The 23,051-nt window shown below is 66.0% G+C and carries 28 protein-coding genes and 1 pseudogene; 12 read left to right on the top strand and 17 right to left on the bottom strand.

What is annotated here, in order from left to right:
• Positions 1-613: dTMP kinase (gene tmk / locus B2869_RS13810; protein WP_292767718.1), on the top strand; the 613-nt coding region annotated here is incomplete at its 5' end.
• Positions 614-692: 79 nt separating this feature from the next.
• Here tmk and B2869_RS13805 read toward each other — a convergent pair.
• The 3 genes from B2869_RS13805 to B2869_RS13795 all read right to left on the bottom strand — a co-directional run bounded on the left by B2869_RS13805 (position 693) and on the right by B2869_RS13795 (position 4,440).
• Complete coding sequence (locus B2869_RS13805) at positions 693-1,097, bottom strand: PepSY domain-containing protein (RefSeq protein ID WP_292767715.1); 405 nt, start codon at positions 1,095-1,097, stop codon at positions 693-695.
• 734 nt (positions 1,098-1,831) lie between these two features.
• On the bottom strand, positions 1,832-4,162 hold the full coding sequence (purL, locus tag B2869_RS13800; RefSeq protein ID WP_292767713.1) for a phosphoribosylformylglycinamidine synthase subunit PurL: 2,331 nt from the start codon (positions 4,160-4,162) through the stop codon (positions 1,832-1,834).
• Positions 4,163-4,242: 80 nt separating this feature from the next.
• Complete coding sequence (locus B2869_RS13795) at positions 4,243-4,440, bottom strand: type II toxin-antitoxin system RelE/ParE family toxin (protein ID WP_292767711.1); 198 nt, start codon at positions 4,438-4,440, stop codon at positions 4,243-4,245.
• Positions 4,441-4,449: 9 nt separating this feature from the next.
• Between B2869_RS13795 and B2869_RS18715 the strand changes: the two are divergent.
• The 7 genes and pseudogenes from B2869_RS18715 to B2869_RS13765 all read left to right on the top strand — a co-directional run.
• A pseudogene (locus B2869_RS18715) lies at positions 4,450-4,536 on the top strand (VOC family protein); the annotation flags it as partial.
• Between the two features lie 329 nt (positions 4,537-4,865).
• Positions 4,866-6,062: a MalY/PatB family protein gene (locus B2869_RS13790; protein ID WP_292767708.1), complete on the top strand. Its 1,197-nt coding sequence runs from the start codon at positions 4,866-4,868 to the stop codon at positions 6,060-6,062.
• Positions 6,063-6,158: 96 nt separating this feature from the next.
• Positions 6,159-6,389 (top strand): DUF2188 domain-containing protein, encoded by a 231-nt coding sequence (locus B2869_RS13785; RefSeq protein ID WP_021200253.1) that lies wholly within the window; start codon positions 6,159-6,161, stop codon positions 6,387-6,389.
• A gap of 44 nt (positions 6,390-6,433) precedes the next feature.
• Positions 6,434-7,156, top strand: coding sequence for a 3-keto-5-aminohexanoate cleavage protein (locus tag B2869_RS13780; protein ID WP_292767704.1), 723 nt, complete (start codon positions 6,434-6,436; stop codon positions 7,154-7,156).
• A gap of 35 nt (positions 7,157-7,191) precedes the next feature.
• The gene (locus B2869_RS13775) at positions 7,192-7,350 is read left to right on the top strand and encodes a hypothetical protein (RefSeq protein WP_021200255.1); all 159 of its coding nucleotides are present in this window, start codon (positions 7,192-7,194) and stop codon (positions 7,348-7,350) included.
• 37 nt (positions 7,351-7,387) lie between these two features.
• Positions 7,388-8,086, top strand: a complete 699-nt coding sequence (locus B2869_RS13770) for an NUDIX domain-containing protein (RefSeq protein WP_292767699.1) — start codon at positions 7,388-7,390, stop codon at positions 8,084-8,086.
• Positions 8,087-8,599: 513 nt separating this feature from the next.
• Entirely contained in the window at positions 8,600-9,205 is a 606-nt protein-coding gene (locus B2869_RS13765) for a flavin reductase family protein (protein ID WP_167256309.1), read from the top strand.
• Positions 9,206-9,257: 52 nt separating this feature from the next.
• On the opposite strand, the gene B2869_RS13760 is transcribed toward B2869_RS13765, so the two are convergent.
• From B2869_RS13760 to B2869_RS13750, 3 genes are all read right to left on the bottom strand, one after another.
• Positions 9,258-9,638, bottom strand: a complete 381-nt coding sequence (locus tag B2869_RS13760) for a VOC family protein (RefSeq protein WP_292767690.1) — start codon at positions 9,636-9,638, stop codon at positions 9,258-9,260.
• Between the two features lie 105 nt (positions 9,639-9,743).
• Positions 9,744-10,745: an SDR family NAD(P)-dependent oxidoreductase gene (locus tag B2869_RS13755; protein ID WP_292767687.1), complete on the bottom strand. Its 1,002-nt coding sequence runs from the start codon at positions 10,743-10,745 to the stop codon at positions 9,744-9,746.
• Between the two features lie 96 nt (positions 10,746-10,841).
• Positions 10,842-12,017 carry a hypothetical protein gene (locus B2869_RS13750; RefSeq protein ID WP_292767684.1) on the bottom strand — a complete coding sequence of 392 codons (1,176 nt, stop codon included), beginning with the start codon at positions 12,015-12,017 and terminating at the stop codon, positions 10,842-10,844.
• 199 nt (positions 12,018-12,216) lie between these two features.
• Between B2869_RS13750 and B2869_RS13745 the strand changes: the two genes are divergently transcribed.
• Positions 12,217-12,786: a TetR/AcrR family transcriptional regulator gene (locus B2869_RS13745; RefSeq protein WP_292767681.1), complete on the top strand. Its 570-nt coding sequence runs from the start codon at positions 12,217-12,219 to the stop codon at positions 12,784-12,786.
• Here the strand turns inward: B2869_RS13745 and B2869_RS13740 are convergent, their stop codons facing one another.
• From B2869_RS13740 to B2869_RS13705, 8 genes are all read right to left on the bottom strand, one after another.
• Complete coding sequence (locus B2869_RS13740; RefSeq protein WP_292767678.1) at positions 12,787-13,233, bottom strand: GNAT family N-acetyltransferase; 447 nt, start codon at positions 13,231-13,233, stop codon at positions 12,787-12,789.
• A 119-nt stretch (positions 13,234-13,352) separates the two neighbouring features.
• The gene (locus B2869_RS13735; RefSeq protein ID WP_029265568.1) at positions 13,353-13,538 is read right to left on the bottom strand and encodes a hypothetical protein; all 186 of its coding nucleotides are present in this window, start codon (positions 13,536-13,538) and stop codon (positions 13,353-13,355) included.
• 79 nt (positions 13,539-13,617) lie between these two features.
• Complete coding sequence (locus tag B2869_RS13730) at positions 13,618-13,824, bottom strand: hypothetical protein (RefSeq protein ID WP_292767673.1); 207 nt, start codon at positions 13,822-13,824, stop codon at positions 13,618-13,620.
• Positions 13,825-14,126: 302 nt separating this feature from the next.
• Positions 14,127-15,428 (bottom strand): RNA polymerase sigma factor, encoded by a 1,302-nt coding sequence (locus tag B2869_RS13725; RefSeq protein WP_292767670.1) that lies wholly within the window; start codon positions 15,426-15,428, stop codon positions 14,127-14,129.
• The gene (locus B2869_RS13720; RefSeq protein ID WP_017202934.1) at positions 15,425-15,766 is read right to left on the bottom strand and encodes a YciI family protein; all 342 of its coding nucleotides are present in this window, start codon (positions 15,764-15,766) and stop codon (positions 15,425-15,427) included. Before B2869_RS13720 ends, B2869_RS13725 begins: the two co-directional genes overlap by 4 nt.
• A 125-nt stretch (positions 15,767-15,891) precedes the next feature.
• Positions 15,892-16,320, bottom strand: a complete 429-nt coding sequence (locus B2869_RS13715) for a polynucleotide kinase (protein ID WP_292767661.1) — start codon at positions 16,318-16,320, stop codon at positions 15,892-15,894.
• A gap of 25 nt (positions 16,321-16,345) precedes the next feature.
• The gene (locus tag B2869_RS13710; protein WP_029259426.1) at positions 16,346-16,561 is read right to left on the bottom strand and encodes a hypothetical protein; all 216 of its coding nucleotides are present in this window, start codon (positions 16,559-16,561) and stop codon (positions 16,346-16,348) included.
• A 212-nt stretch (positions 16,562-16,773) separates the two neighbouring features.
• A complete protein-coding gene (locus B2869_RS13705; RefSeq protein ID WP_292767657.1) occupies positions 16,774-17,289 on the bottom strand; it encodes a DUF4188 domain-containing protein in 516 nt (171 codons plus the stop codon).
• Between the two features lie 70 nt (positions 17,290-17,359).
• On the opposite strand from B2869_RS13705, the gene B2869_RS13700 reads away from it, so the two are divergent.
• Positions 17,360-17,986 (top strand): MerR family transcriptional regulator, encoded by a 627-nt coding sequence (locus tag B2869_RS13700; protein WP_292767654.1) that lies wholly within the window; start codon positions 17,360-17,362, stop codon positions 17,984-17,986.
• Between the two features lie 51 nt (positions 17,987-18,037).
• Here the strand turns inward: B2869_RS13700 and B2869_RS13695 are convergent, their stop codons facing one another.
• The 3 genes from B2869_RS13695 to B2869_RS13685 all read right to left on the bottom strand — a co-directional run bounded on the left by B2869_RS13695 (position 18,038) and on the right by B2869_RS13685 (position 20,646).
• Positions 18,038-18,487: a hypothetical protein gene (locus tag B2869_RS13695; RefSeq protein ID WP_292767651.1), complete on the bottom strand. Its 450-nt coding sequence runs from the start codon at positions 18,485-18,487 to the stop codon at positions 18,038-18,040.
• Positions 18,488-20,212 (bottom strand): DNA/RNA helicase domain-containing protein, encoded by a 1,725-nt coding sequence (locus B2869_RS13690; protein WP_292767749.1) that lies wholly within the window; start codon positions 20,210-20,212, stop codon positions 18,488-18,490. It lies immediately after the preceding gene.
• Between the two features lie 98 nt (positions 20,213-20,310).
• Entirely contained in the window at positions 20,311-20,646 is a 336-nt protein-coding gene (locus tag B2869_RS13685; RefSeq protein WP_136025167.1) for a nucleotide pyrophosphohydrolase, read from the bottom strand.
• A gap of 320 nt (positions 20,647-20,966) precedes the next feature.
• Between B2869_RS13685 and B2869_RS13680 the strand changes: the two genes are divergently transcribed.
• Positions 20,967-22,007 carry a DNA cytosine methyltransferase gene (locus tag B2869_RS13680; RefSeq protein WP_292767646.1) on the top strand — a complete coding sequence of 347 codons (1,041 nt, stop codon included), beginning with the start codon at positions 20,967-20,969 and terminating at the stop codon, positions 22,005-22,007.
• 63 nt (positions 22,008-22,070) lie between these two features.
• A complete protein-coding gene (locus tag B2869_RS13675) occupies positions 22,071-23,012 on the top strand; it encodes a hypothetical protein (RefSeq protein ID WP_292767643.1) in 942 nt (313 codons plus the stop codon).
• Positions 23,013-23,051: the final 39 nt, after the last annotated feature.

Below are 23,051 nucleotides of genomic sequence, written 5' to 3'. Positions count from 1 at the left end.
CCTCGAAGGCGGCGACGGCGCGGGGAAGACGACGCAGGCGGAGTTGCTCGAGCAGTGGCTCGAGGGCCGCGGGCTCGAAGTCGTCCGCACCCGTGAGCCGGGCGGCACCCGTCTCGGAACCGAAGTGCGTCGCCTCCTGTTGCACGGTGGCGACGAGATCGGAGAGGTCGACGAGCGCGCTGAAGCCCTGCTCTACGCCGCAGACCGCGCCCAGCACGTCGCAAAGGTCGTGCGCCCCGCACTCGAGCGGGACGCAGTGGTGGTGCAGGACCGGTACGTCGACTCCTCGCTGGCGTACCAGGGGGCGGGGCGCGTGCTCGACGTCGACGAGGTGCGCCGCATCAGCGAGTGGGCGACCGGGGGACTCTGGCCGGACCTGACGATTCTGCTCGACCTCGACCCCGAGACCAGCTCCGGCCGCCGCCGCGACCGCGGTGGGAGCAGCGACCGCCTCGAGTCAGAAGCAGTGGACTTCCATACGGCGGTGCGCGACGGCTTCCGTGCGCTCGCGAAGGCGGACCCGCACCGCTTCTTCACCATCGATGCTGCACTGCCCGTCGATGAGATCCACACGCGCATCGTGGGACGCGTTTCGGGGTTCCTTACGCGGTGACGCCGGCGCTCAGGTCAGTGGAGCGAGACAAACGTCCGAGCCGTCTGACGATGAGGAAGCCCTCGGCGAGATTGACGGGTTAGTCGTCGATCTCCACCACGTCGCCGGTGAACGCGTCAACGTCGATCTCACGATCTTTGCCCTCGAAGTCCACCTGGTAGACGAGCCTTCCGTCAGAGTGGGTGAGGGTCCAACTCTCGACAGGCCCGTCGATGATCGTGTTCGCGCTCTGCATCGCATCCTGCGCGTCGATCACGTCAGAGAGGGAGATCGCGGGGTCAGCCGGATCGAATGAATCCGATCGTTCGATGCGCGAATCGAGCAACACTCCGTCCGTAGCGTCCACCACGACGTCCGCTTCGTTCTCCGCCGTGGCGAGTTCAACTCGGTACACGACGCCACTGCGGGTGGTGGTGAGTTCAAGTGATTGCAGATCACCCGGGTGTGATTCGTGAGCAGTGGCTACGGCCTCTCGGGGCGTCACTCCGGGTGTGTGGTTCCGCAGATCCGTGGACGACGAAGAACTCTCGTTCGCTCGTTCCGAGGGCGCCGATGTCGCAGGCGCCGGAGAATGGCTCTCGGTGCTACCAGTGCCGCCTCCACACCCAGAAAGCAGGAGGGCGGCAACGAGGGTGGCGGGCAATGCAAGTGCAGTGGTTCGACGATTCATTGGTGTTCCTTTAAAGCGCGCGGGACAGGTTCATGTGCTTCCAGGGCGTGCGCCCACGTGAAGACACTGGGTTCGACGATAGGGTGACGAACGGACGGAACATCTCGGGTGCGTGCGTGGTCAGCTGAAAATCAGTAGGACTGCAAAGGGATCTCCGCGCATGACGGTCCGAAAGCAGTGTTGTGGGGTGCACAGGCGGGAATGTCCACACAATCGCGCGGCCGATCATGGCGCCGCCACCCGTCCGATCCTCCCACCCGGGGCCGGAGGGGGCATCCTCGGGCACCGTCCCCCACCGACTCCGCAGTTCCCGGGTACGAACGAGAGCGAGGCGCGCCGCGGCACGAACTCCGCCGCTCGCGCGTCTGCGCTGAGCGAAAATCCGGCGCTAGCCGCCACCCCGCGCTTCGCTCCGTGGGCTGGCACTGTGGTGCCATCGCGGTCGCCGGCCGAACGCGGTGCGTTCAGCCGATGACCGCCACCCCCGCGCTTCGCTCCGTGGGCTGGCGCTGTAGCGCCACCGCGGTCGCCGGCCGAACGCGGTGCGTTCAGCCGATGACCGCGCCGAAGCGATCGGGAAGGGTGGCGCGAGACGCGGCGCCGAGCTCGGAGAGCGGCAGGGTGAAGCGATCCTGCACCTCGATCGCGGCATCCGCCCCCGCACCATCCGTGACACCGATGCGCAGCACCGGGAAATCGCGGCCCGAGCAGAGCCCGCGGAACTTCACCTCTTCCTCGTGCGGCACCGCGACGAGCACGCGCGCCTGAGATTCCGAGAAGAGTGCAGCGGTGGCGTCGACGTCGTCGCGCGACATGATCTCCTCGATCCACACGCGGGCACCGACGCCGAAGCGCAGCGCGCCATCGGTGAGTGCCTGAGCGAGGCCGCCCTCCGAAAGATCCACAGCCCCGGAGATGAGTCCGCCCTGTGCGCCCGCGTGCAGCAGCTCGGCGAGCGCGCGCTCCTCGGCCAGGGAAGCGATCGGCGGGCGGCCGCCGAGGTGATCGTGCACGGTCTCGGCCCAGGCTGATCCGTCGAGCTCGTCGCGGGTGGTGCCGAGCAGGTAGAGGTGCTCGCCCTGATCCTGCCATCCGCTGGGCACGCGGCGCGCGACGTCATCGATGATGCCGAGCACGCCGACGACGGGCGTCGGATAGATCGGGGTGTCGCCGGTCTGGTTGTAGAGCGAGACGTTGCCGCCGGTGACGGGCACCTCGAGAGCGAGGCACGCATCCGAGAGTCCTTCGACCGAGCGCGAGAACTGCCACATGACCTCGGGGTTCTCGGGGCTGCCGAAGTTCAGGCAGTCGGTGACGGCGGTGGGAACGGCGCCGGACGTGGCGACGTTGCGGTACGCCTCGGCGAGTGCGAGCTGCGAGCCGACGTACGGGTCGAGCTGGCAGTAACGGCCGTTCGCATCGGTGGCGATGGCCACGCCGAGGCCGCTCTCCTCATCGACGCGGATCATGCCTGCGCCGTCGGGGAACGCGAGCGCCGTGTTGCCGAGCACGTACTTGTCGTACTGGTTCGTCACCCACGAGACATCGGCCTGGTTGGGCGATGCGGCGACGGCGATCATCTGCGAGCGCAGCTCATCGCCGGAGTCCGAACGCGCCAGGCCCGAGGCGTTGACGCCGGAAGCCTGCAGCGCATCGATCCATGCGGGGTACTCGACGGGGCGCTCGTAGACGGGGCCGTCGACGGCCACAGTCGAAGGATCGACGTTGACGATCTCCTCACCGCGCCAGTTGATGACGAGGCGGCCGGTGTCGGTGACCTCGCCGAGCACGCTCGTCTCGACGTCCCACTTCGCGGTCACGGCGAGGAACGCGTCGAGCTTGTCGGGGTGCACGACCGCCATCATGCGCTCCTGGCTCTCCGACATGAGGATCTCCTCGGCCGTGAGCGACGGATCGCGCAGCAGCACGCTGTCGAGCTCGATGAACATGCCGCCGTCGCCGTTCGCCGCGAGCTCGGAGGTCGCGCACGAGATGCCAGCGGCACCGAGATCCTGAATCCCCTCGACGAGCTCATCGCGGAAGAGTTCGAGGCAGCACTCGATGAGCACCTTCTCGGCGAACGGATCGCCGACCTGCACGGCCGGGCGCTTGGTCGGCCCGCCCTCGCTGAAGCTGTCGGAGGCGAGGATCGACGCCCCGCCGATGCCGTCGCCACCCGTGCGAGCGCCGAAGAGCACGACCTTGTTGCCTGCGCCGGAGGCGTTCGCGAGGTGCAGATCCTCGTGGCGCAGTACGCCGACGCCGAGCGCGTTGACGAGCGGGTTCGCCTGGTAGACGCTGTCGAAGACCGTCTCGCCGCCCAGGTTCGGGAGGCCGAGGCAGTTGGCGTACGACGAGATGCCTGAGACGACGCCGTGCACGACGCGTGCCGTATCCGGGTCATCGATCGCGCCGAAGCGCAGCTGATCCATGACCGCGACGGGGCGAGCCCCCATCGAGATGATGTCGCGGATGATGCCGCCGACGCCGGTCGCGGCTCCCTGGAACGGCTCGATGTACGAGGGGTGGTTGTGGCTCTCGACCTTGAAGGTCACTGCCCAGCCCTCGCCGATGTCGATGACGCCGGCGTTCTCACCCATGCCGACGAGCAGACGCTCGCGCATCTTGTCGTTGACCTTCTGGCCGAACTGCCGGAGGTAGATTTTCGACGACTTGTACGAGCAGTGCTCCGACCACATCACCGAGTACATGGCGAGCTCGCCGGAGGTGGGGCGCCGGCCGAGGATCTCGCGGATGCGGTCGTACTCGTCGGGCTTCAACCCGAGTGCGCCGTACGGCTGCTCCTTCTCGGGCGTCGCGATCGCGTTCTCGACGGAGTCGGGGACGTGCTGGTGGGAAGGTGCAGGGGCGGTGGTCACGCGCACTCCAAAGGAAGGGGCCGGCGGGGCAGGTCCAGTCTACCGGCGTGGGTGGGGCCGCTCTTCCGCGGGATGCGGAGTCAGAGTCGGGCGATGAGGACGGCGGCGATGTCTCTCCGCGTGTGAAGCACGCGGTGCACTCGTACAGCATCAGGGTCGTCGGTGTAGAAGACGAGGTATGGGTGGGTCCGAAGAGGGAAGGCGCGGATCTCGGGAATCTCCGTCACCACTTCGAAGCGCGCCGACCCGAGCGAGGGATGCGCAGCGAGCCGGCTCATCGCGTGCTGGAGTTGGCCGCGTCGGCGTGGTCGTCCGGCTTCGGCATGCTCACCGACCGCTTCGGCGTGACCTGGGTGCTCGACGTCGCCGGTTGAGCTTCGGTTCCGGGCACTGTCCCGGGGGTCGCGTGCACAACTCAGGAGAAGTTCTGCAGATTCGGTTCTGAGAGGGGATTCGAGCGATCTGCGGGGCAAGTCTCCGGAGTTGTTCACGCCCCGGCCGATGCCCCGGCCGGGGCCCCGTCGGCTGGCCGTCTGTCGGCGGGGCCCGGAATCGCGTCACGGATGGAAACGCGAAATGCGACGGCGCAGCGGTGTCCGTAGATTGGTCGGAGCCGTTGCGAATGGAGTCCCCGTGTCCGAGATCCGCGTCCTGCACGCGTCCTGTATCGACGCCGTCGGCTGAGCCGGCGGGCACCCAGATCATGACCACGGACCGTTCCTCGCAACCGTCGCATCCCTTCGATGCGCGCACCCGTCTCTTCCTCGATCGGCCGCAGAGTCGCAAGTGGAGTCTGCATCCCGGTCGCATCGGGGCGTGGGTGGCGGAGATGGACTTCGGGGTCGCGCCCGAGATCGCCGAGGCACTGCATCGCGCGATCGACGACGAGAATCTCGGCTACCTCTCCCCTCCGCAGGCCGCGGAGCTGGGGGAGGCGACGGCCGAGTGGATGCAGGATGAGTACGGCTGGGCGGTCGACCCCGAGCGTGTGCATCCGGTCTCGGACGTGATGGCGGCGCTCGGTGTCGCGGTGCAGGAGTATGCGCCCGCGGGGTCGCCCGTGATCGTGCCGACTCCGGCGTACATGCCGTTCCTGACATACCTGCCGGCGATCGGGCATCCGGTGATCGAGGTCCCCGGCGTCGAGATCGACGGACGCTGGCAGCACGATCTGCAGCGCATCGACGAGGCGTTCGCTGCAGGGGCGCGGACGCTCGTGCTCTGCAATCCGCAGAACCCGACCGGCACGATCGTCGGACGTGAGGAGCTGGAGGCGATCGCCGAGATCGTCGAGCGGCACGGAGGGCGGGTTTTCGCGGACGAGATCCACGCGCCGCTGCGTTACGACGGTGCGCCGTTCGTGCCCTACGCGTCGGTGTCGGCGGCGACGGCCGCGCACACGGTCACGGGGACGAGCGCGTCGAAGGCGTGGAACATCCCGGGGCTGAAGACTGCGCAGCTGATCACCTCGAACGATGCCGACCAGCAGCTGTACAAGCGGTTCGGGTTCGCGGTGCAGCATGGCGCGGCGACCCTCGGCGTGGTGGCCTCGACGGCGGCGTATCGGGCGGGAAGGCCGTGGCTGACGGAGGTGATCGCGTACCTCGACGGGTCGCGGCACGAGCTCGCGCGGCTGGTGGACGAGCATCTTCCCGGGGCTGTGTATCGCGTGCCCGAGGCGACGTACATCGGGTGGATCGACACCTCCGCGCTGGGGATCCCTGGGCCGCCGGCCGAGTTCTTTCGTGAGCGGGCCGGGGTCGTGCTGACCGAGGGGCGGCTGCTCGGGCGTGGCGCCGAGGGCCATGTTCGGGTGGTCTTCGCAACACCGCGTCCGATCCTCGAAGAGGCGTTCGTAGCGATGGGTGATGCCGTGCGCCGGGCGGGTCTCAGGGTCTGAGCCGGGGGTGCTCGGGCGGCGCCGTGGAGGCTGTCAAGCCCCTCTGTCGTGTCGGTGGTCTCACGTAAAAAGGGATACGAGAGAAGGGATCCCGCCATGGCTGCAGGCGACATCGAGACGTTCCACCGCAACGGCATCTGGTTCAACCGCATCGAAGGGGAATCGCAGACGTTGGGGAGCAGTTTCGAGAGCGAAGCCGAGGCGGTCAAGGTCGGTCGCAGCGCGGCGGTCGCACGTCAGGTCGAGCACACGGTCCGGACGGAAGAGGGCCCGTCGGCCGACTCCTCCGCGTACGACCTGCACCCGCGCGAGCTGATCGGTCGATGACGGTGGTGTCGGACTCAGACCCTCCTGCCCGGTCTGCGCGTCGGATGCAGTTGCAGGTATGTGTCAACGGCGCCCGTGACGCGGTCGAGCACCCGTGGCTGAGCGCGGATGCCTCGGTCGTGGCCGACGACGCCGCGCGTGCGGTGGCTGCGGGAGCGCAGGAGGTGCACGTGCACCCGAAGGATGCGGCGGGTCGTGACAGTCTCACCGCCGACGATGTCGCGCGGTGGGTGCGGGCAGTGCGGACCGCGATTCCCGGTGTGCCGGTCGGCGTGACCACGGGGGCGTGGGCCGAGCCCGATGTCGCGCGTCGTCTCACCGCGATCGAGTCGTGGACGGAACTGCCGGATCACGCATCGGTCAATTGGCACGAGGCCGGTGCCGACGAGGTGGCCGCCCTGCTGCTGAAGCGTGGAGTCGCGGTCGAGGCCGGTCTGTGGGACGCGGCCGGTTTCGAGGTGTGGAAGCGTTCGCCGGTGAGAGGTGAGTGCCTACGGGTGCCGATCGAGCTTCCCGATGAACCGACCGAGCTGCTGCGCGACCACGCCGAGGGGATGATCGCGCACGTCGAGCTTGAAGAGCCCGACCTGCCGGTTCTGCTCCACGGCGAAGAGGGGTCGACCTGGCCGGTGTTCGACCTCGCGGTCGAGCTCGGGCTGGCGTCGCGCATCGGGTTGGAAGACACCCTGCTGCTTCCCGACGGTGCGCCCGCGCCGGGGAATGCCGCGCTGGTGCGGGCGGCCGTGGCGCGGATGCGGGGAGTCTGACCGGGCAGGTGCACGGGGTGCGGCATCCTGGGGCGATGTTCTCCGACTCGCTCGTACCCTTCATCCTCATGAACCTCGCGTACATCCTCATCGGGATCCTCGTCTCCTGGCTGGTGATCTATTCGGCCGTGCGCGCGGCGCTGACATCGCACCGTCAGGCGATGGCGAGAGACGGGCGGCCCGGTCAGGTGTGACCGGAGGGCGTCGAGCACCCCCACCTAGACTCCCGCCATGCCGTTCTCCGATTACGTCCAGTCCATCCGCGCGCGGATCGGTCATGATCTTCTGCTGCTGCCGGGCGTGACCGCGGTGATCCGCGAGGGCGATCGTTTCCTTCTCGCGCGCGCGGCGGGTTCGGAGCAATGGGGTCTGATCGGTGGTGGGGTCGAGCCGGGGGAGGATCCGGACGAGGCGATCGCCCGAGAGGTGCAGGAGGAGATCGGCGCCCGCATCCGCGTCACGGGGATCGTCGGCGCCTTCGGTGGCGAATCGCTCGTCGTGACGTATCCGAACGGGGATCGCGTGTCGTACGTGTCGACTGCGTTCGCGTGCGAACTGCTTGATCCGCCTGTGCCCGATCAAGACGAGGTCGTCGAGGTCGGATGGTTTACGCGCGCCGAAGTCGCAGAGCTGCCGCATCCGCTCTGGGTCGACCGGATGTTGGCCGGGGCCGACTATGGCGTGCCATCAGAAGCGGTCTGTCGGAAGCAGGTCCGCGAGACCTTCCCGTCCCGCGTCGGTGAGCCGCACCGCGCGGGTGCTGGATGGAACGTGTTCGATCCATGCCTTGTTCTTGAACGTCGCGAGGAGCATGTCCGCGGCGAGCCCGGCCAGGTGTTCGCGGCGCTCGGTCCAGTCGAGGCACGGACGGGTGAGAGTGCGCTTCGGATGCTTCGGCAGGTCGATACCGAGCGACGTCAGCCAGGCTAGTCCCGGCGGGGTGAGTGAGAAATCTGACTCGATCAAGCCCTTCGCGTGCATACCGTCGGTGAGTGCGACGCCGAGTCTGCCCGCGAGGTGGCGGTAACAGGTACGAGCCTCCCTGATGGCGTGGTCACGGTGTTGGGCGTCGAGTGACTGCTTGGCAGGCCGGACGCGACCGGAGAATGCTGCGAGCGACTCGATCAGTTCAGCGGCGGGGGTGCCGGCGAGCCGGAGGTAGCGGTGCCGTCCCTGCCGCATCTCCTCGACCAGCCCGGCGTCCAGCAGCCTGTCGGCGTGCTCGCTCGCTGACGACCGAGCGATGTCGGCGGTCTTGGACAGTTCAGTGAGCGTCCATGCCCTTCCATCGAGCATCAGGAGCAGCATCGACGCGCGGGCGTCGTTGGCGAAGACGGCGGCCGTCGCCGCCAGTTCCGGACTACTCGTTCCTTTCATCGCAAGAACTTTATCGCCGGCATTGTTCGGTCCAGCCCGAAACGTTCCCGCCACAGACTGGACCTCATGAACCCGACTCTGGCAATCGAACCCTCCGTGTTCTACTTCGGGACCCCCGTCGCCCTGCTCAGCACGCTGATGCCGGGAGACGAAACAGCGAACATCACTCCCATCTCCTCAGCCTGGGCTCTGGATGACACCTATGTCTTGGGGTTGAGCAATTCGGGCCGGGCGATGCGCAATCTCCGCGAGAACGGTGAGCTGGTCATCAACCTGCCCGACGCCGCGCTGTGGGAGTCGATCGAGAGGATCGCCGACACCACCGGGGTTGCTGAAGTCCCGCGCCACAAGCGAGAGAAGTACAGGTATGAGCCGGACAAGTGGACGCTCGGCAGATTCACTCCACGGCCGAGCGGGGTGGTTCTGCCCCCGCGGATCGCCGAATGCCCCGTTCAGATGGAGGCCCGGGTCACGAACATGACGCCGTTGGGTGAGGACGGAGACGCCACCATCGTCCACGCGAAGGTCCTGCGCACGCACGTGCATCAGGCGCTGACGGTGCCGGGAACCTCGCACATCGACCTGGACGCCTGGAACCCGGTGTATTACACGTTCCGGCACTACTTCTCGCAAGGCGAGAGGGTCGGGGTCAGCTTTCGCGCGGAACAGTGAACCGTTCGGTCCGGAATGTGCGACAGGTCGTGCGGATGGCCCGAGGCCCGATTCAACGTCTGCCGCCCCAGCCCGCCCAGTCGGGCCGGTCGACGATGCAGAAGCGGTTGCCTTCGGGATCTTCCATGATCACGTAGTCGGCGTCGGCCGGGCGGCCGTCCCAGTGCACCTCGCGTGCGCCCAGGTCGAGGAGCCGTCGCACTTCGGCGCTCTGGTCCTCCGCGTAGATGTCGAGGTGGATGCGCGGAGGCAGTATGCGCTCGGAGTGGTGAGCGTCGAGGGCGATGCAGGGAGCGTCGGCGTCGCGCGGCTTCAACACGACCCAGTCGTCTTCGGCCGGATCGCGTTCGACGTAGTCCAGGGCTGCCTTCCAGAACGCGGACTGCGCAGGGAGGTCCGTCACGCGGATCACGACCGACACGAGCTTCAGCATGACGTCGAGTGTAGGTGGACGGTGCGGACGCGGCTATCGGGAGATGTCGGATACGAGAAACGCCCCGCCGTTCGGGTCGGCGGGGCGTTGATCTCGCGGGTGCGGCTACTGCACCGACCATCCGCCGTCCGAGGCGAGGATGGCGCCGTTGATGTTCACGGCGTCGTCCGACAGCAGGAACGTGATCGAGGCCGCCAGGTGCTCGGCTGTCGCCACGGTCGGGATGGCCTGCTGGAACGGGGCGAGGCGGCCCGAGCCATATTCGGACATGTGCGGGGGCATCGGGATGCCGGTGGCGACGCCGCCCGGGGCGACGGAGTTCACGCGGATGCCCTTCGGCCCGTACATGAAGGCCGCCGACTTGGTGACGCCGATGATGCCGTGCTTGCTGGCCGTGTAGGCGTTGCCCGAGGCGTTGCCGCGCAGGCCCGCCTCGCTCGAGACGTTGAGGATCGCGCCGCGCCCGGCCGCCTCCATGACGGGGATGACCGCGCGCATCAGCTTGAACGGAGCGGTCAGGTTGATCGCGATGACGCGGTCCCAGACGGCATCCGGGGTCTCGCCCGCGGGGGAGAAGTCATCGTTGATGCCGGCGACGTTCGCGAGGCCGTCGATGCGGTCGCCCGCGGCGGCGAGGACGGCGTCGATCGCATCCTGCTTCGTGAGGTCGCCCGCGACCGTGACGATGTCCGCATCCGGAAGCTCGGACTTCAGGGCGTCGAGCTTCGCGGCGGCGATGTCGCTGGCGATCACGCGTCCGCCTTCCCGGGCGATGCGCGAGGCGGTGGCCTTGCCGATACCGGAGGCGGCGCCCGTCACGATCACGGTCTTGCCGGCGAAGCGGCCGGAGGTGGGCTTCTCGGTCCAACCTTCGGAGGCGTCGTCTTCGGGGATCTCGCCGCCGTTGGCCGCGCGCACGAGGTCGTCGACGACCGACTGGGGAAGCTGGCCCTGGCTCATCGCGACGAGCTGCTGCAGGGGGAGTCCGAGCACGGGGGTGAGCAACTCGGGGTCGGCGCCCGTCTTCTCGAAGAGTCCGCGGATGAGAGGTCCGCCGGTCGGGTCGTTCATCCAGTCGCCGATGGTGGAGTGTGCGGTGAGGGCCATGCTCTTTCTCCTTGTTCGGGTCCCGTGCCAGTTTCGCAACGGTGCGTCTACTTATGTTCCAGTGTACGCCTGGGGGTGTACTGCGGATCGGTCAGCTCACGACGGACATTGGTCGCCCACGACGAGGCGTGTGTTCCGGCCATCGGTCACCACGGAGACGGTGCGTGACCTCCCGGGAACGGCTCGCTGTTGCGCAGCCGACACGTGTCGGCACCGTGTGCATGCCCGACGCGACGCGGGATGGTCGACGTACGGCGCAGCGACACCCTGATTCCACTGACCCCCTGCGCACACCATGACAGTGTCGGTGCGACGGAGGAAAGGCGCGAGTGCTTCCCACGCCGGTTCGTGATGCCGCTTGTCCGAGCCGTGGTGAGGCGCGGTCGAGATGCTGACGAGGTTGAGGAGATGGCCGATCCCCGGCGTGCGGTCCACCCACGCCCCGGTGCTGTCGCTCCACACGATCGCGCCGCCATCCAGCCAGCCGTGATGCCACAGCACAGGGCAGAGCGCCCGTTGGTTCTGGATCGTCGCGAGGGCCCGGAATGCGACGTCGGCGATGGAAGGGGTGGAGAACTGGATGGGCTCGACCTCGATGGCGTTGGCGATGGAGACCAAGTAGTGGCCGGCGCTCTCCATCCACGGGTAGTACGCGTCGGCACCGGGGACGTGATCGCCTGAGAACAGCCGAATAGTCACCCCGTGCGAGGTCGCATCACTGAGTATCGTTCCGAGGTTGTCGACGCTCGCTTTGACCCGGCCGGCGATCTTCTCGGGTTCCCCCTCGGCGAACTCGGGAGGGACCAGGGGATCCTGCCTCTTCGCGAACTCGTTCATGTCTCGGCTGATCCGCCAGATAGCTCGGGCGAGTTGCCCCTCGTCGATGTCCTCTGAGGCCCCATCGTCTTCGGGTGCGCGGCTCCAGGGGGTGCTTTCGGCGGGGAATCGCCGCGCCGGCGCGAAGTCAGAGCGCAGTCGCTCGGCCATGCCGTGAATGCCGATCTCGGGGTCCACTCGTGAGCGCCCGCGGCTCAACGCATCGTAGGAATCGAGGAGTGCCGCCCATTCGTAGGGGATCCAGAGCTCTTGCAGGATCGCGAGTCCGAGCGGCGCGAAACCCCTCCAGCCGTCTATGTGGTCGAGGTCGTCGTGGGTCAGCACGAGGATCGCAGGCGCGGCCTGCGCGACGAGGCGTCCGAGTTCCGCGCTACGTCCCACATCGACGCCGACAGCCACTCGACGGACTCCGCGTCCGGTCGGCGTGGACCACACCAGCGCTTCTCCCGGCTGGGCCTTATCGGCGAGACCAAACGCTGTCAGCGTGCTGGGCGCCCTCACGCGAGACGTCCGAGTCGGATAGCCGAGACGCGTGCGGGAGAGGTTCCATAGGTGCAGCCCATGGCTCGGACAGTAGCAGTAGAGCGCGGAGGTCTCGTTCGCACCGACGACGCCCGCGCCTTACGCTCGAAAGGTGCCCCGTCCTCGAAGTGAGAAAGCCCGCCAGTCCGTGCTGGACGCGATGCGGCGTGCGCTCGCCGCAGACGGGTACGAGGCCGTGACCATCGAGGGTCTCGCCGCCGAAGCGGAGGTCTCGAAGCAGACGATTTACCGGTGGTGGCCGTCGAAGGCCGCGATCCTCGGGGAGGCGCTGCTCGAGGGGGCGCTGCCGGGAGCCGAGGTGTCGGTGCCGATGACGGCAGACCTCGGAGCGGATCTGCGGGCGTGGTTCTCGGCGATGAGTGCCGGACTGGCTCGCCCCGAGGGTGTGGCGCTGGCGCGGGCGCTGATCGAGGTGACCGCGGCCGATCCCGAGCTGGGGTTGGTGTTGAACGAGCGGCTGGCGGCGCCGATCCGTGAGTGGGTCACCGAGCGGGTGTCGCGCGGGCGTGCCGACGGGGACGTGCGGGCGGACGTGGATGCGGCCGCGATCGCGGATCAGTTCATCGCGATGGCGTCGTATTCTGCGCTGATCGGGCAGCCGTTGAGTGCGGAGCGGGTGGAGGAGACCGTGGTGCGGTTGCTGCGGGGGATTGTGGCGTAACTAGTCGGTGGCAGGAGTGAACCGAAGCACGTTGGTCTCACGCCTGCGGAACCCGACGAACTCGTAGAGCCGCAGTGCGGATTCTCGGGATGGGCGGGATGTGAGATCGAGCGTCCGCAGTCCTCGCTCTTGCGCGAGCTGGGTCATGCGCTCCAGGAGGAGTCGCGCGATGCCGCGACCGCGTGCCGCCTCGTCGACCACGACGTCTTCGACGTGCCCGCGGAGCCCGGTCAGGGAAGGTGCCGTCACGAGAGTGGCGGTGCCGACGACGCGTCCCGAGTCCCGCGCCACCAGGAGCTCCGTTGCTTCGTGTGCGATGACCGCCTCGGTTCGAGCGCGATCGAATGCTGCGGATGAGGAGAGCTGGACCAGGAGCGACGCAATCGCTTCGGCGTCGGGGTCCGTGAGTTCGCGCAGCGATTCGATGGTCAGGGGCGGCTCGTCCATCTCGGTACCGTAGCCCGATTCGGGGTGGATTGCCGCGCCGCGAACGGTGTGCTGACAGGCGATGGCCCCGCCACCCTGACTGGTAGCGAGGCCGAATGAGCAGAGCTGTAGGCTCTTGGTCACTCTTTTCGGAACAGAATGCTCCCGAACCCGACGAGCATGAGACACGCGCCAAGCAGACCAGTCAGGGCAGCAGGTGCGAGGTTTCCCGTCGTGTGCTCCGCGTCTGAGATGTAGCCCTCGGCAATCGCCATGACAATGGCGAGGACGATGACGGCGGCACCGACGAATCCCATGCTGACCATTGCTCGTCTCGTTTGCGGCTTCACAATCGCTCCTCCGGGCAGTAACTCACTCTTCCGGAGGAACGGCTTCTGCGTTGCCTCACGCAGCGCGCCACCGCTTCATCATGTGGGCGTACCACGTGGCGGCAAGGAGTCCCGTGGCAACGAAGAGCCAGGAGCCGATCTCGGGGAAGCGGACGGACAGCACCGTGGAAGCCACCATCAGCAAGCCCATCGCGACCGTCATGAACAGATAGCGACCCGGTTGCGTGATCACGCCGAACCAGGTTCGAGGCTCGCTTCTCATCTACAGGGTCCTCCGCTGTACGTGTCGACCCACTGCGCTGGCCCGCGGAGCCTGCTGTGAACGGCATGATGCTGATAGCAGCGAGGGCGACTGATGCGCTGGTTCGATGATGTCTCATGATGAGTCCTCCTGGGGTGTCAGCATTGACCCGCATGTCTCATGGAAGGCCACAGATGAGGACGAAAGCAATATATTCGAGGTGTTGCTTTCGGCGCGATGCGCCGTGAGTCGGCCCGATCTTCGCAGCCGCACGCACGCACTGGCTCACAATCAAAGCCCTCAGGGAGCCGGAGGGGCGCAGGCTAGGTCGATGCCGACGCGATGTCGTCAGCGTGCTGGGCGTATGACCGTCGCTCGCGTTCCGTCGGAGCGGTGCGTGCAGCATCGCGAAACGCAGACCTCGCTTCTTCGACGCGCCTGAGGCGCTGCAGGAGATCTCCCCGAACCGCGGAGTAGAGGTGGTGTCCTCCCAGCGAGCTCTCGAGCGCCTCCGTCAGCGCGAGGGCTTCGGCCGGTCGTCCCGCGTTCGCGACGGCGACCGCACGATTCAGGCGGACGAACGGTGATGCATCCACCTGCTCCAGCACCCCGTACATGTCGGCGATGCGGGCGTGGTCGATCTCCGTCCCTGGGGCGGGGCGGGCATATTCGGCCGCGACGGTGGCGCGGATGAGGTGCCGTCCGCCGGGGATTCCCGCCCGTGCCGCCTCCTCGACGGCGTCATCGAGAAGCCGCAGCCCTTCCTCGATCTCGGAGACATCCCACAGCTCACGATCCTGTTGGTCGAACGGCACGGACAAGCCGTCGGACGTCGTGCGTGCCGCGCGGCGGGAGTGCTGAAGAAGAAGGAGGGCGAGAAGCCCCGTGAACTCGAGTCGAGCCGGGGAGTCCGCGGGGAGCAGCTGCCGGCACAGCCGAGCGAGTCGAATGGCCTCGCCGCCGGGATCGGGCTGGAGCGTCGGATCGGAGTAGCCGATGGTGAACAGGGCGGACAGGACCTCGCAGACGCTCGCGCTTCGACTGTCGAGCTGCGCGGCATCCGGAACGCGGTACGGGATGTTCGCGTGCGCGATCTTGGCCCGAGCCCGCACGAGTCTCTTCTCCATCGTTGCGGGTGCGACCGCGAAGATCCCGGCGAGCTGTTCGATCGACACGTTCAGGACGGTACGGAGTGTCAACGCCGCGCGGGCTTCCAAAGTCAGTGCGGGGTGGCAGGCGGTGAAGATCAGTTTCAGCCGCTCGTCCCCGTGCGGGAACGCATCGTCGTGGTCGTCGGCTTCCGGGGTGATGTCGGCGCCATCGTGCGGCTCGTGCTCCAGTCGAGCCACCGCCCGGCGCTCGGCGTCGGCGTGCCGGACGAGGTCGATCGCGCGGCGGCGGGCGACGGTCGTGACCCAGGCGGCGGGGTTCGCCGGAACCCCGTCGCCTGGCCAGCGCTCGACCGCTCGCGCCAGAGCGTCCTGCACGGCGTCTTCGGCGAGAGTCCAGTCGTGCACTGTGCCGATCACGCTCGCGACCACACGGCCGTACTCGATCGATGCCACGTGCCGCACGGCGGCCATGGCATCCGAAAGCGTGCTCGCCGGCTCTTCCGGTGTGGTCACATCGTCGACCCGAGCGGCCACACGGGGCGCACTTCCACCAGGCCGAACCGGGCCATCGGGTGCGCGGCGGCGATCTCGATCGCGGCGTCGAGGTCGTCGGCGTCGATCACGTCGAACCCGGCGATCCATTCGCGGCTCTCAGTGAACGGTCCGTCGGCCACGATCCGCTCACCGGCTCTGACGCGCACGGTCGTGGCGTCTTCGACAGGACGCAGGCGGTCGCCCAAGACGTAGGAGCCGCTGTCCTGCAGCGACGCCACCCACTCCCCGGCGTTGTCCTCGGCTTCGACATAGGGCTCAGCGGTCGGGTCTGTGCAGATGAAAAGTACGTAGCGCATGTGTGTTCTCCTCAAGGTCTTTCTACATCTCCTTACCCAGACGACGGACGACCACCAGCGCACAGGACACTGATCCGGAAAATGATGGACCGCGCCGAAGTTGCTGTACTCCGACCGGGTGCGCCTCAGAAGTCCCCTTCGGCCACCTGGAAGCAGACCAGTCCGCGAGTCCGCCACATCTCGACCACGCTGCGGCGGTCGTCGACCACGCCGATCACAGTGAAGTGCGGTTCGATGTGGGCGTCGTAGATCTCGGCCTTGACGATGTTGTCGGCGCGCTGGTCGCCCGTGCGGCGGAGCAGGAGGCGGTCGAACGGGATCTCGTTGAACGTCAGCCAGGCCTCGGTGGCGCGGCGGGCGGTCTCATCTCGACCTGAGACGACGATGAGCACGTCGACGTCGGGGTGGGCGGCGAACGCTTGAGCTGCGACCACGACCGGATGGTTCGGAGTGTCGATCGACACCTTGCGCATGTCGTACGGCGAGCGGTCGCCGATGAGGGCGAGGGTGCCGTCGACGTCGAAGATCCAGGCGCGCGGGCGATCGGTGGGCATGGTGCGAGGGTAGTGGTGACGAGGTTCAGGACTCGTCGGAACGTCGTCGTTCACGCCGGGTGACGCCCACGAGCAACGCCGACGCACCGATGATGAGGGCGAGGGCTGCGAGCCAGAAGGCCCACACCAGGTTCTGGAACACCGGCAGGTTGGCGACCACCGGGAGCGCGGCGCTGATGAGGATCATCGCCACGACGGTGGCTCGCTCGCGCGACGTGCCGCGGGCGCGTTCAGCCGTCACGAGACCGTCTCGTTCGCTGTGTGCTGGCCGGCTGTGCCCGTTCTCGGCTGATCTCTGAGTTCTGCGATCTTCATCACTGCTCCTTCACTGACCATCCCCGCCGTCGTGTAAGACGTTACTCCTGCTACGCACGCCGTCTGGCTTCGACCAGTCCGGCGGAGGGCGCGGCGGAAGCGGGGTTGGCAGGTGCGCTCAGGTGTATGGGGCGGGGGTCAGGGGGAAGGGGGTGAGGCGAGAGGCTTCGCTGCATCCGTCCGCCCATCCGCGAACCGTGCCTGGGCCCGGTCATGACGCTTACCGACGGGCACGAGCTCCGTGGCCTTCGGCAGCCCCATCGGCTTCGTCGAGACGTACACGCTCTCGGCGGTGTCGACGCGGAAGGTCTCGTGCCAGACGCCCACCGCTCCCGGAGCCTTGCGGGCTGCGCGGTTGAAGGCGGTCCAGGCGGGGCGGTGCTGCTGGTCCGGGCTGGAGGCGTAGGCGTAGAGCTTGTCGACGGAAGACCAGTACTGCACGACGTAGGGTCCGCCCGAGCCGAAGAGCAGGTGGTAGCCGAGCATGCCCGAGTCGGGATCGGTGCTGAGTTCGCGCAGCATCCCCGGCATGGCGAAGAAGGCTGGCATCCACAGGTCGGGGCGCCACCAGCGGTTGATCTGCATCCCGATGTGGAACACGACGAGCTCGCCCTCGTGGCGGTGGGTCATGCGGCCCGTGATGACTTTCGACATGATGTCTCCTTGGTTGGATAGTGTCACTATCCATAATGGATAGCGCTACTATCGAAGTCAAGAGGTGGCCATGAGAATTTCCGAACTGTCAGCCCAGACCGGCGTGACCGTGCCGACGATCAAGTACTACCTGCGTGAGGGGCTGCTGCCCGAGGGTGAGAGGTCATCTGCGACTCAGGCCGCGTACGGCGAGAAGCACGTGGAGCGGCTGCGGGTGATCCGGGCGCTGCTCGACGCGGGGGTGAGCATTGCCGAGACGCGGCGGGTGCTCGGAGCGCTGGACGATCCGCCGGCGAGTGCGCACGACCTTCTCGGGACGGCGCATGCGGCGATCACTCCGCCGGTGGATGAGTCGCTAGACCTGACTGACGCGGAGGCGCTCGTCGCGGGACTCGGATGGAAGCCGGGGATGTGCGACGAGGCGGTGCTGTATGCGGTCGCGCGGGCGCTGAAGGGTTTGGAGCGCGTCGGCTTCACCGTTCCGGATGCGGCGATGGCGGAGTATCTCGCGAGCATGCGGCGGATTGCGGATGCGGAGATCGCGGGGGTGCCGGAGGAGTCTGCGGAAGCTGCGGTGCGGTACGCGGTGTTGGGGTCGGTGTTGGTGGAGCCGTTGTTGTTGGCGCTGCGGCGGGTGGCGCAGCAGGTGAGTTCGGGGGAGCGGTTTGGTGCAGAGCAAGGCATCGATTACGGCTGAGGCATCCGCCAGTTCTCGCTTGTCTTCCGCTTTGGATGCTAGGTGCCTGCGTCACTTTGTCGTTTCGCGGGGCGGGTCGTATATCTGCGCAAAGCCGAACCACACGAACAGCACGAGAACGAGACCGATCACGAATGTAGCTACGAGCGAGATCCAGCCCCATGGGGAAGACCAAGCGGCGAACACCCATGTCAACAGACCCCACATTATCGCTGCGGACGCTACTGAGAGAACTACCGCGAGGGCAAGATTGGCCTTGTTCATCTTGCGTCTTCGAGCCGAGCGTTCCCGTGCGCGGAGTCGCTCAGCCTGTGCCACCACCAGGAGGTCGAGTGCATCGCGCGCTTTTGAGGTCTCGGGCACTTCGTTAAGAGCCGCCGTGCTGTGTCGCAGCCGGCGGTACAACGCAGGATCTCGGTCCTTCGTGACGACAGCGGTCACGAGCGCGAAGACCGGAACGGCCAGAGCGATCAGTATTGGCTGCCATGCCTGCATGTCCACTCAATCCTCCGCAACCAATTCTATAGTCGGGACGCTTGTCGTCGCGTCGACGGTCGACGTGGACTCAGGCTTGAGAACTCGGCCTGGTTCCGCTGTCGTCATCGACGCCAAGAAGACGCGGAGCGCGGGGTCGCAAACGTACACATACGTTCCGCGCATCCCGCGCGTCAAGAGCACTCCATAGATGTTCCGGATGAACGTCAGCAAGTCATCGTCCCCGAACGCATCCTTCAGGTGCCCGGTGTTCTCCTTACCTTTCTTGTCCCGATAACTCTCGCGATCAGCGACGATTCGACCAGTTGCCGGGTCGAGGCGGAGATCCGGCCCGATGATGACCCCGGCGTAATTCAGGTCGTAGCCCTGAACGGTGTGGATCGAACCGACCTCTTCGAGCGACCCCTTCGAGTTGATCCAGTCCTTATCGGTGCCGTTCCACCGCATTCGCTCACCGTCAAGCTCGATGTCGTACGCATCCGGGTTCTTCTTCGACGCCCAATCCCACGCGTAGCCCGCGACGAGGCGGGAGAGGCCGACCTCAGCATCCTTCTGCCGGATGGCGTCGCGCATTTCTCCGAGGTCGTCGAAGAGCCGGAGCTCATACTCGCCGAGGTCGGGGAGCGAAGGCGCTTCATGCCTCAGCAGGGCGCGGATGAACTCGACATAGTCTGCGCCGGCCTGCACGCGCATCTGAGTCGTCAGACGGAAGAAGCGATGCGCGTCCTTAGACCCAATTATTTCGGCGTTCAGTGCCGCTGGGGAGAGGTCATGAGGCCGCACGCTCTGCTCGCCATCGACAAGCAGGAGCTGATGCTTGCTACGAGCCTTGATCCAGTCGAGCTGGGTGTAGCGAGGATCATCGCTTCCGAACAGAGCTTCATTGATCTCGCCGAACTTCTTGTTCTGCACACCCGACGCCTGATTGGCTCGCTGCCCAAGGCGGTGGGTCTCGTCGACGAGTACGAGGTCATAAGTCTCGTCCGATTCTCCGAGCTGGAACGGTGACATCACCATCGCAGCATCAAGCTTGGGCGTCTTCTTGAAGACCTTCTTGACTGACTCCCGCAAGGACTGCTGCGGTATCACTAGCGCCATGCGAAGTGTTTTGAGCAGCTCGCGATCCTCGGGGACGAAAAACTCCGAGAACATGGAGTCAGGCTTGACGTCGTCATGGTCTTGGTAGTCGCGGATGTCGGCGAGCAGCTTCATCAGGAAGATCGCGATGATCGTCTTCCCTGTTCCCGGGTTGCCCTGGACAACGAGTGTTGATCGAGCGCCGGGGTGCTGAAGATCTTCGAGGAGACCTTCCAGGATGTCCATGATCGCGATGCCCTGGTCGTCTGTCAGAGCTTTAAAGGGCGACAGCTTGAACAGGTCGGAATTCTCGATCTGCGGGATGCTGCGCGAGAAGAGACCCTCTGCTCGCAGCGCTTCAAATACATCGCGGAACGACTCGCGGTAGAGGTCGCGGCCGTAGTACTGCGCGTCTGTCAGACCGTCGTTGCCATTGAGGATGCGGTATCGGCCGTCGCCTGAGAACCAGCGAATGAGATGCGATTCAAGGTCGAGACAGACCGACTTGTTGAACGTGTGATCCACGACGACGCGGATCGATTCAAGGGACTCGTTCTTCTTCGACCCCGCGAGATGCTGACGCATCCGGGTAGCGGCACTCACCGTCTCACCGACATAGAGCCCGGGTGAATTGCGGTGGGCGTCCCCTTCGATTACATAGACAACCGGCCAGTTAGCGTGCCGGGCGTCGTCGCGCGCTCACGTGTCAACGGCGTCACGGCGGAAAGGCAGGCGCTGGATGCTGAAATCTGTCATTCCGGTGCCTCGGAGAGCTTGGTGTACTTCGTCATGCGGCCTTTGGCCAGCTCCACGGGGTACTTCGCCTTCGTCGACTCCAACTTCTTCATGACGATTTCGTCGAGGTCGACGCCGATCTTGTTCGCGAGGTGGATGCAGTAGGTGACAACATCCGCGAGCTCCGCCTCTACCTGTTCTTGGTCGAGGTCAGCGGACCACTGGAAGCACTCGAGGAGCTCGCCCGCCTCGATCGAGATGCTCTTGGCGAGGTTCTCGGGCGAGTGGAACTGGTCCCAGTCCCGTTCGGCTACGAAGGCGCGAAGGGCGGCGAGAGTCTGCGGCGACGGCATGGGATGGACGCTACCAGGCACCGTAAGTGCTGTGTCTCGTTGACCCCAGGCGAGCACAAGATGCAGGAGCGGCATCAGCGAGAGAGATAACGGCCACCCGTAGTGTGAAGCGACTTTGGGCAGTTCCATTTCACATCGGGGACTCCGGCAAGATCCAAAACAATCGAGATTCTTGCGACAACGTCACTTGAAGCTACAGCCAGCCGGTGCGCGCGTTGCGGCGTGGGTGAGGCGCGGACACTACTTAGGTCTCACCGCCGGTGCCGCTACGCTTGCTCTGAACGGCGCGGTGGGGTGCCTGCGTAGCGGAAGGAGCACCGATGGTTTTGCCCCGGATCGTAAGTCTCTTTTCGGGTGCTGGTGGCCTCGATCTCGGCTTCAGTCAAGAGGGATACGAGATTGCGTTCGCGGTCGATCAGATGGCCGCGGCGATCCAGACACACAAACGCAACTTCCCCTCAACAACATCGATCGCTGCCGACATCACAGTTCGGAACGAGACTTCCGGAAAGCTCGCCGTCCTGGATGAGATCGCGAACGCGCTCACGGATGGTGAGGCGATCGGGATCATCGGGGGTCCCCCATGTCAGGGGTTTTCGCGCGCGAACCCGAACTCCCGCGCTGACGATCCCCGCAATCAGATGCCGGCCTATTACCTCGAAATCGTGGAGGCGCTGCAAGTGCGCTACAACGTGCAGTTTGTCCTCTTCGAGAATGTCATGGGTATCCGCGATGCCAAGCACTCCATGACTTTCGGCGGGATCCTCGCCCGGTTCGAGGAGCTGCGGCTTACTGCGGGCGTAGCTGAGCACAGCGCCCTCGACTATGGCGTGCCACAGACGCGCAAGCGCGTGATCATCTCCGGTTTCAAGAGCGACGACGCTGCTCGATCGTTCGCGCCAATGACTATCCCTCGTGATGAAGTGGATCTGACCGTCCGCGGTGCAATCGGCCAGCTCCCGCAGCCGGCCTTCTTTTCCCGGGGACTCACAGCCGAAGAAATCCCGACTCATCCGAACCACTGGACGATGACTCCACGATCTAAGCGTTTCAAAGGCGAAGTGGATGGGCCCGCACCGACGAGGAGCTTTCGAAGGTTGGCATGGGACAAGCCCAGCCCGACTGTGGCCTACGGGCATCGCGAGATTCATGTTCATCCCGAGGGAACTCGGCGGCTCAGCATCTATGAGGCGATGCTTCTTCAAGGCTTCCCGACCAGCTTCATCCTCGAGGGGACACTCTCAAGGCAGGTCGAGCAGGTGTCAAATGCGGTGCCGCCCCCCGTGGCGCGGTCTCTTGCTGCGGCGACATCCGTCGCCTTGACCGCCGCCTCGAATGGCGGCCAGGTGTCAGCGGTATAGCAGCCTTGGGCACATCACTGCCCATCGAATGTCGGAGGTCATTCCCGTGGTCGAGGGTAAAAGGTGAGCGAAATGGTGAGACGCCCTGGGCCGAACGTCGTCCTCAGTCTCGCTGACAACCCTGAATCCACCCCGATCCGATCAACTTGGATCGGCCCGATTCTCGCGCTTGGAGCAAGGCTTGCGCGGAAGGCCGATGCGTTCAGCGGCCGGCAACTGATCGTTGCTATCTCCGTCCCGAGCCGTGAATACGCGGCAACACTCGTCGGCGCGGGGTGGACCCTGGGGCGATCACCGATTCAAATGACGACTGATCCGCTGACCGTGCTTAAAGGAGCGATGCATCACGCGCACTACCGCGCGGTGAATGCGACGCACATAATATCAGGACCATTTCAGGAGCTTGATGAAAGTCGAGCGCAGGCCAGAGCTGCCTTGGCGGGTCATTGGGCTGTTGATCGGCTGGAGGCGGTTGCAGCGGTGGCGGAAGTCGACCCAGCAGAGAAGATGCCTCGCCCCCACATCGGAAGCATCGGTCGAATGAGCGGTATCGAACGGGACTGGGCGCGGCGTCTCGTCGCGCCCGCGGCCGACCTCGCGATCGTGGGCACGAAGAGCTGGATCGCTGATGACCTCGAGGCGGTTCTGGCCCGCGGCGATGACTCCGACGGCGATGCGCTAGCGACGTTGCTTCTGCCGAGGACCGAGAAGTCGGCGACGTGGTTTTCGCGCATCTACTCGTCATCGGGCTTGGCTGACAGGCTGCCTCTGCCATCTGACGTTGCTCTCACGATCCTCGACGGACAGGGAGCGATCCGTTATCTCAATGACATCTTGTCGCCGATCGTCCTTTGCATCATCGATCGATCAGTCGCTGACGAGAGCGCAGTGGAGCACGTTGTTCAGATTAGGAACTCGCGAGGCGAGCCGATTACGTTGTCGGCGCAGCTTGGATGGACCCCGCCCGTAGGCATCGAAGCGCTCGGATTCACGGTCGCGCTGTGATATCTCGGGTCGTCAATCTGGACCAGCGATACGCGGCCT

This window comes from Microbacterium sp. UBA3486 (assembly GCF_002377845.1).
In the GTDB taxonomy this organism is placed as follows: domain Bacteria; phylum Actinomycetota; class Actinomycetes; order Actinomycetales; family Microbacteriaceae; genus Microbacterium; species Microbacterium maritypicum_A.
The sequence above is the reverse complement of the archived record's forward strand: the minus strand, read 5'-3'. Positions and strand labels throughout refer to the sequence as shown.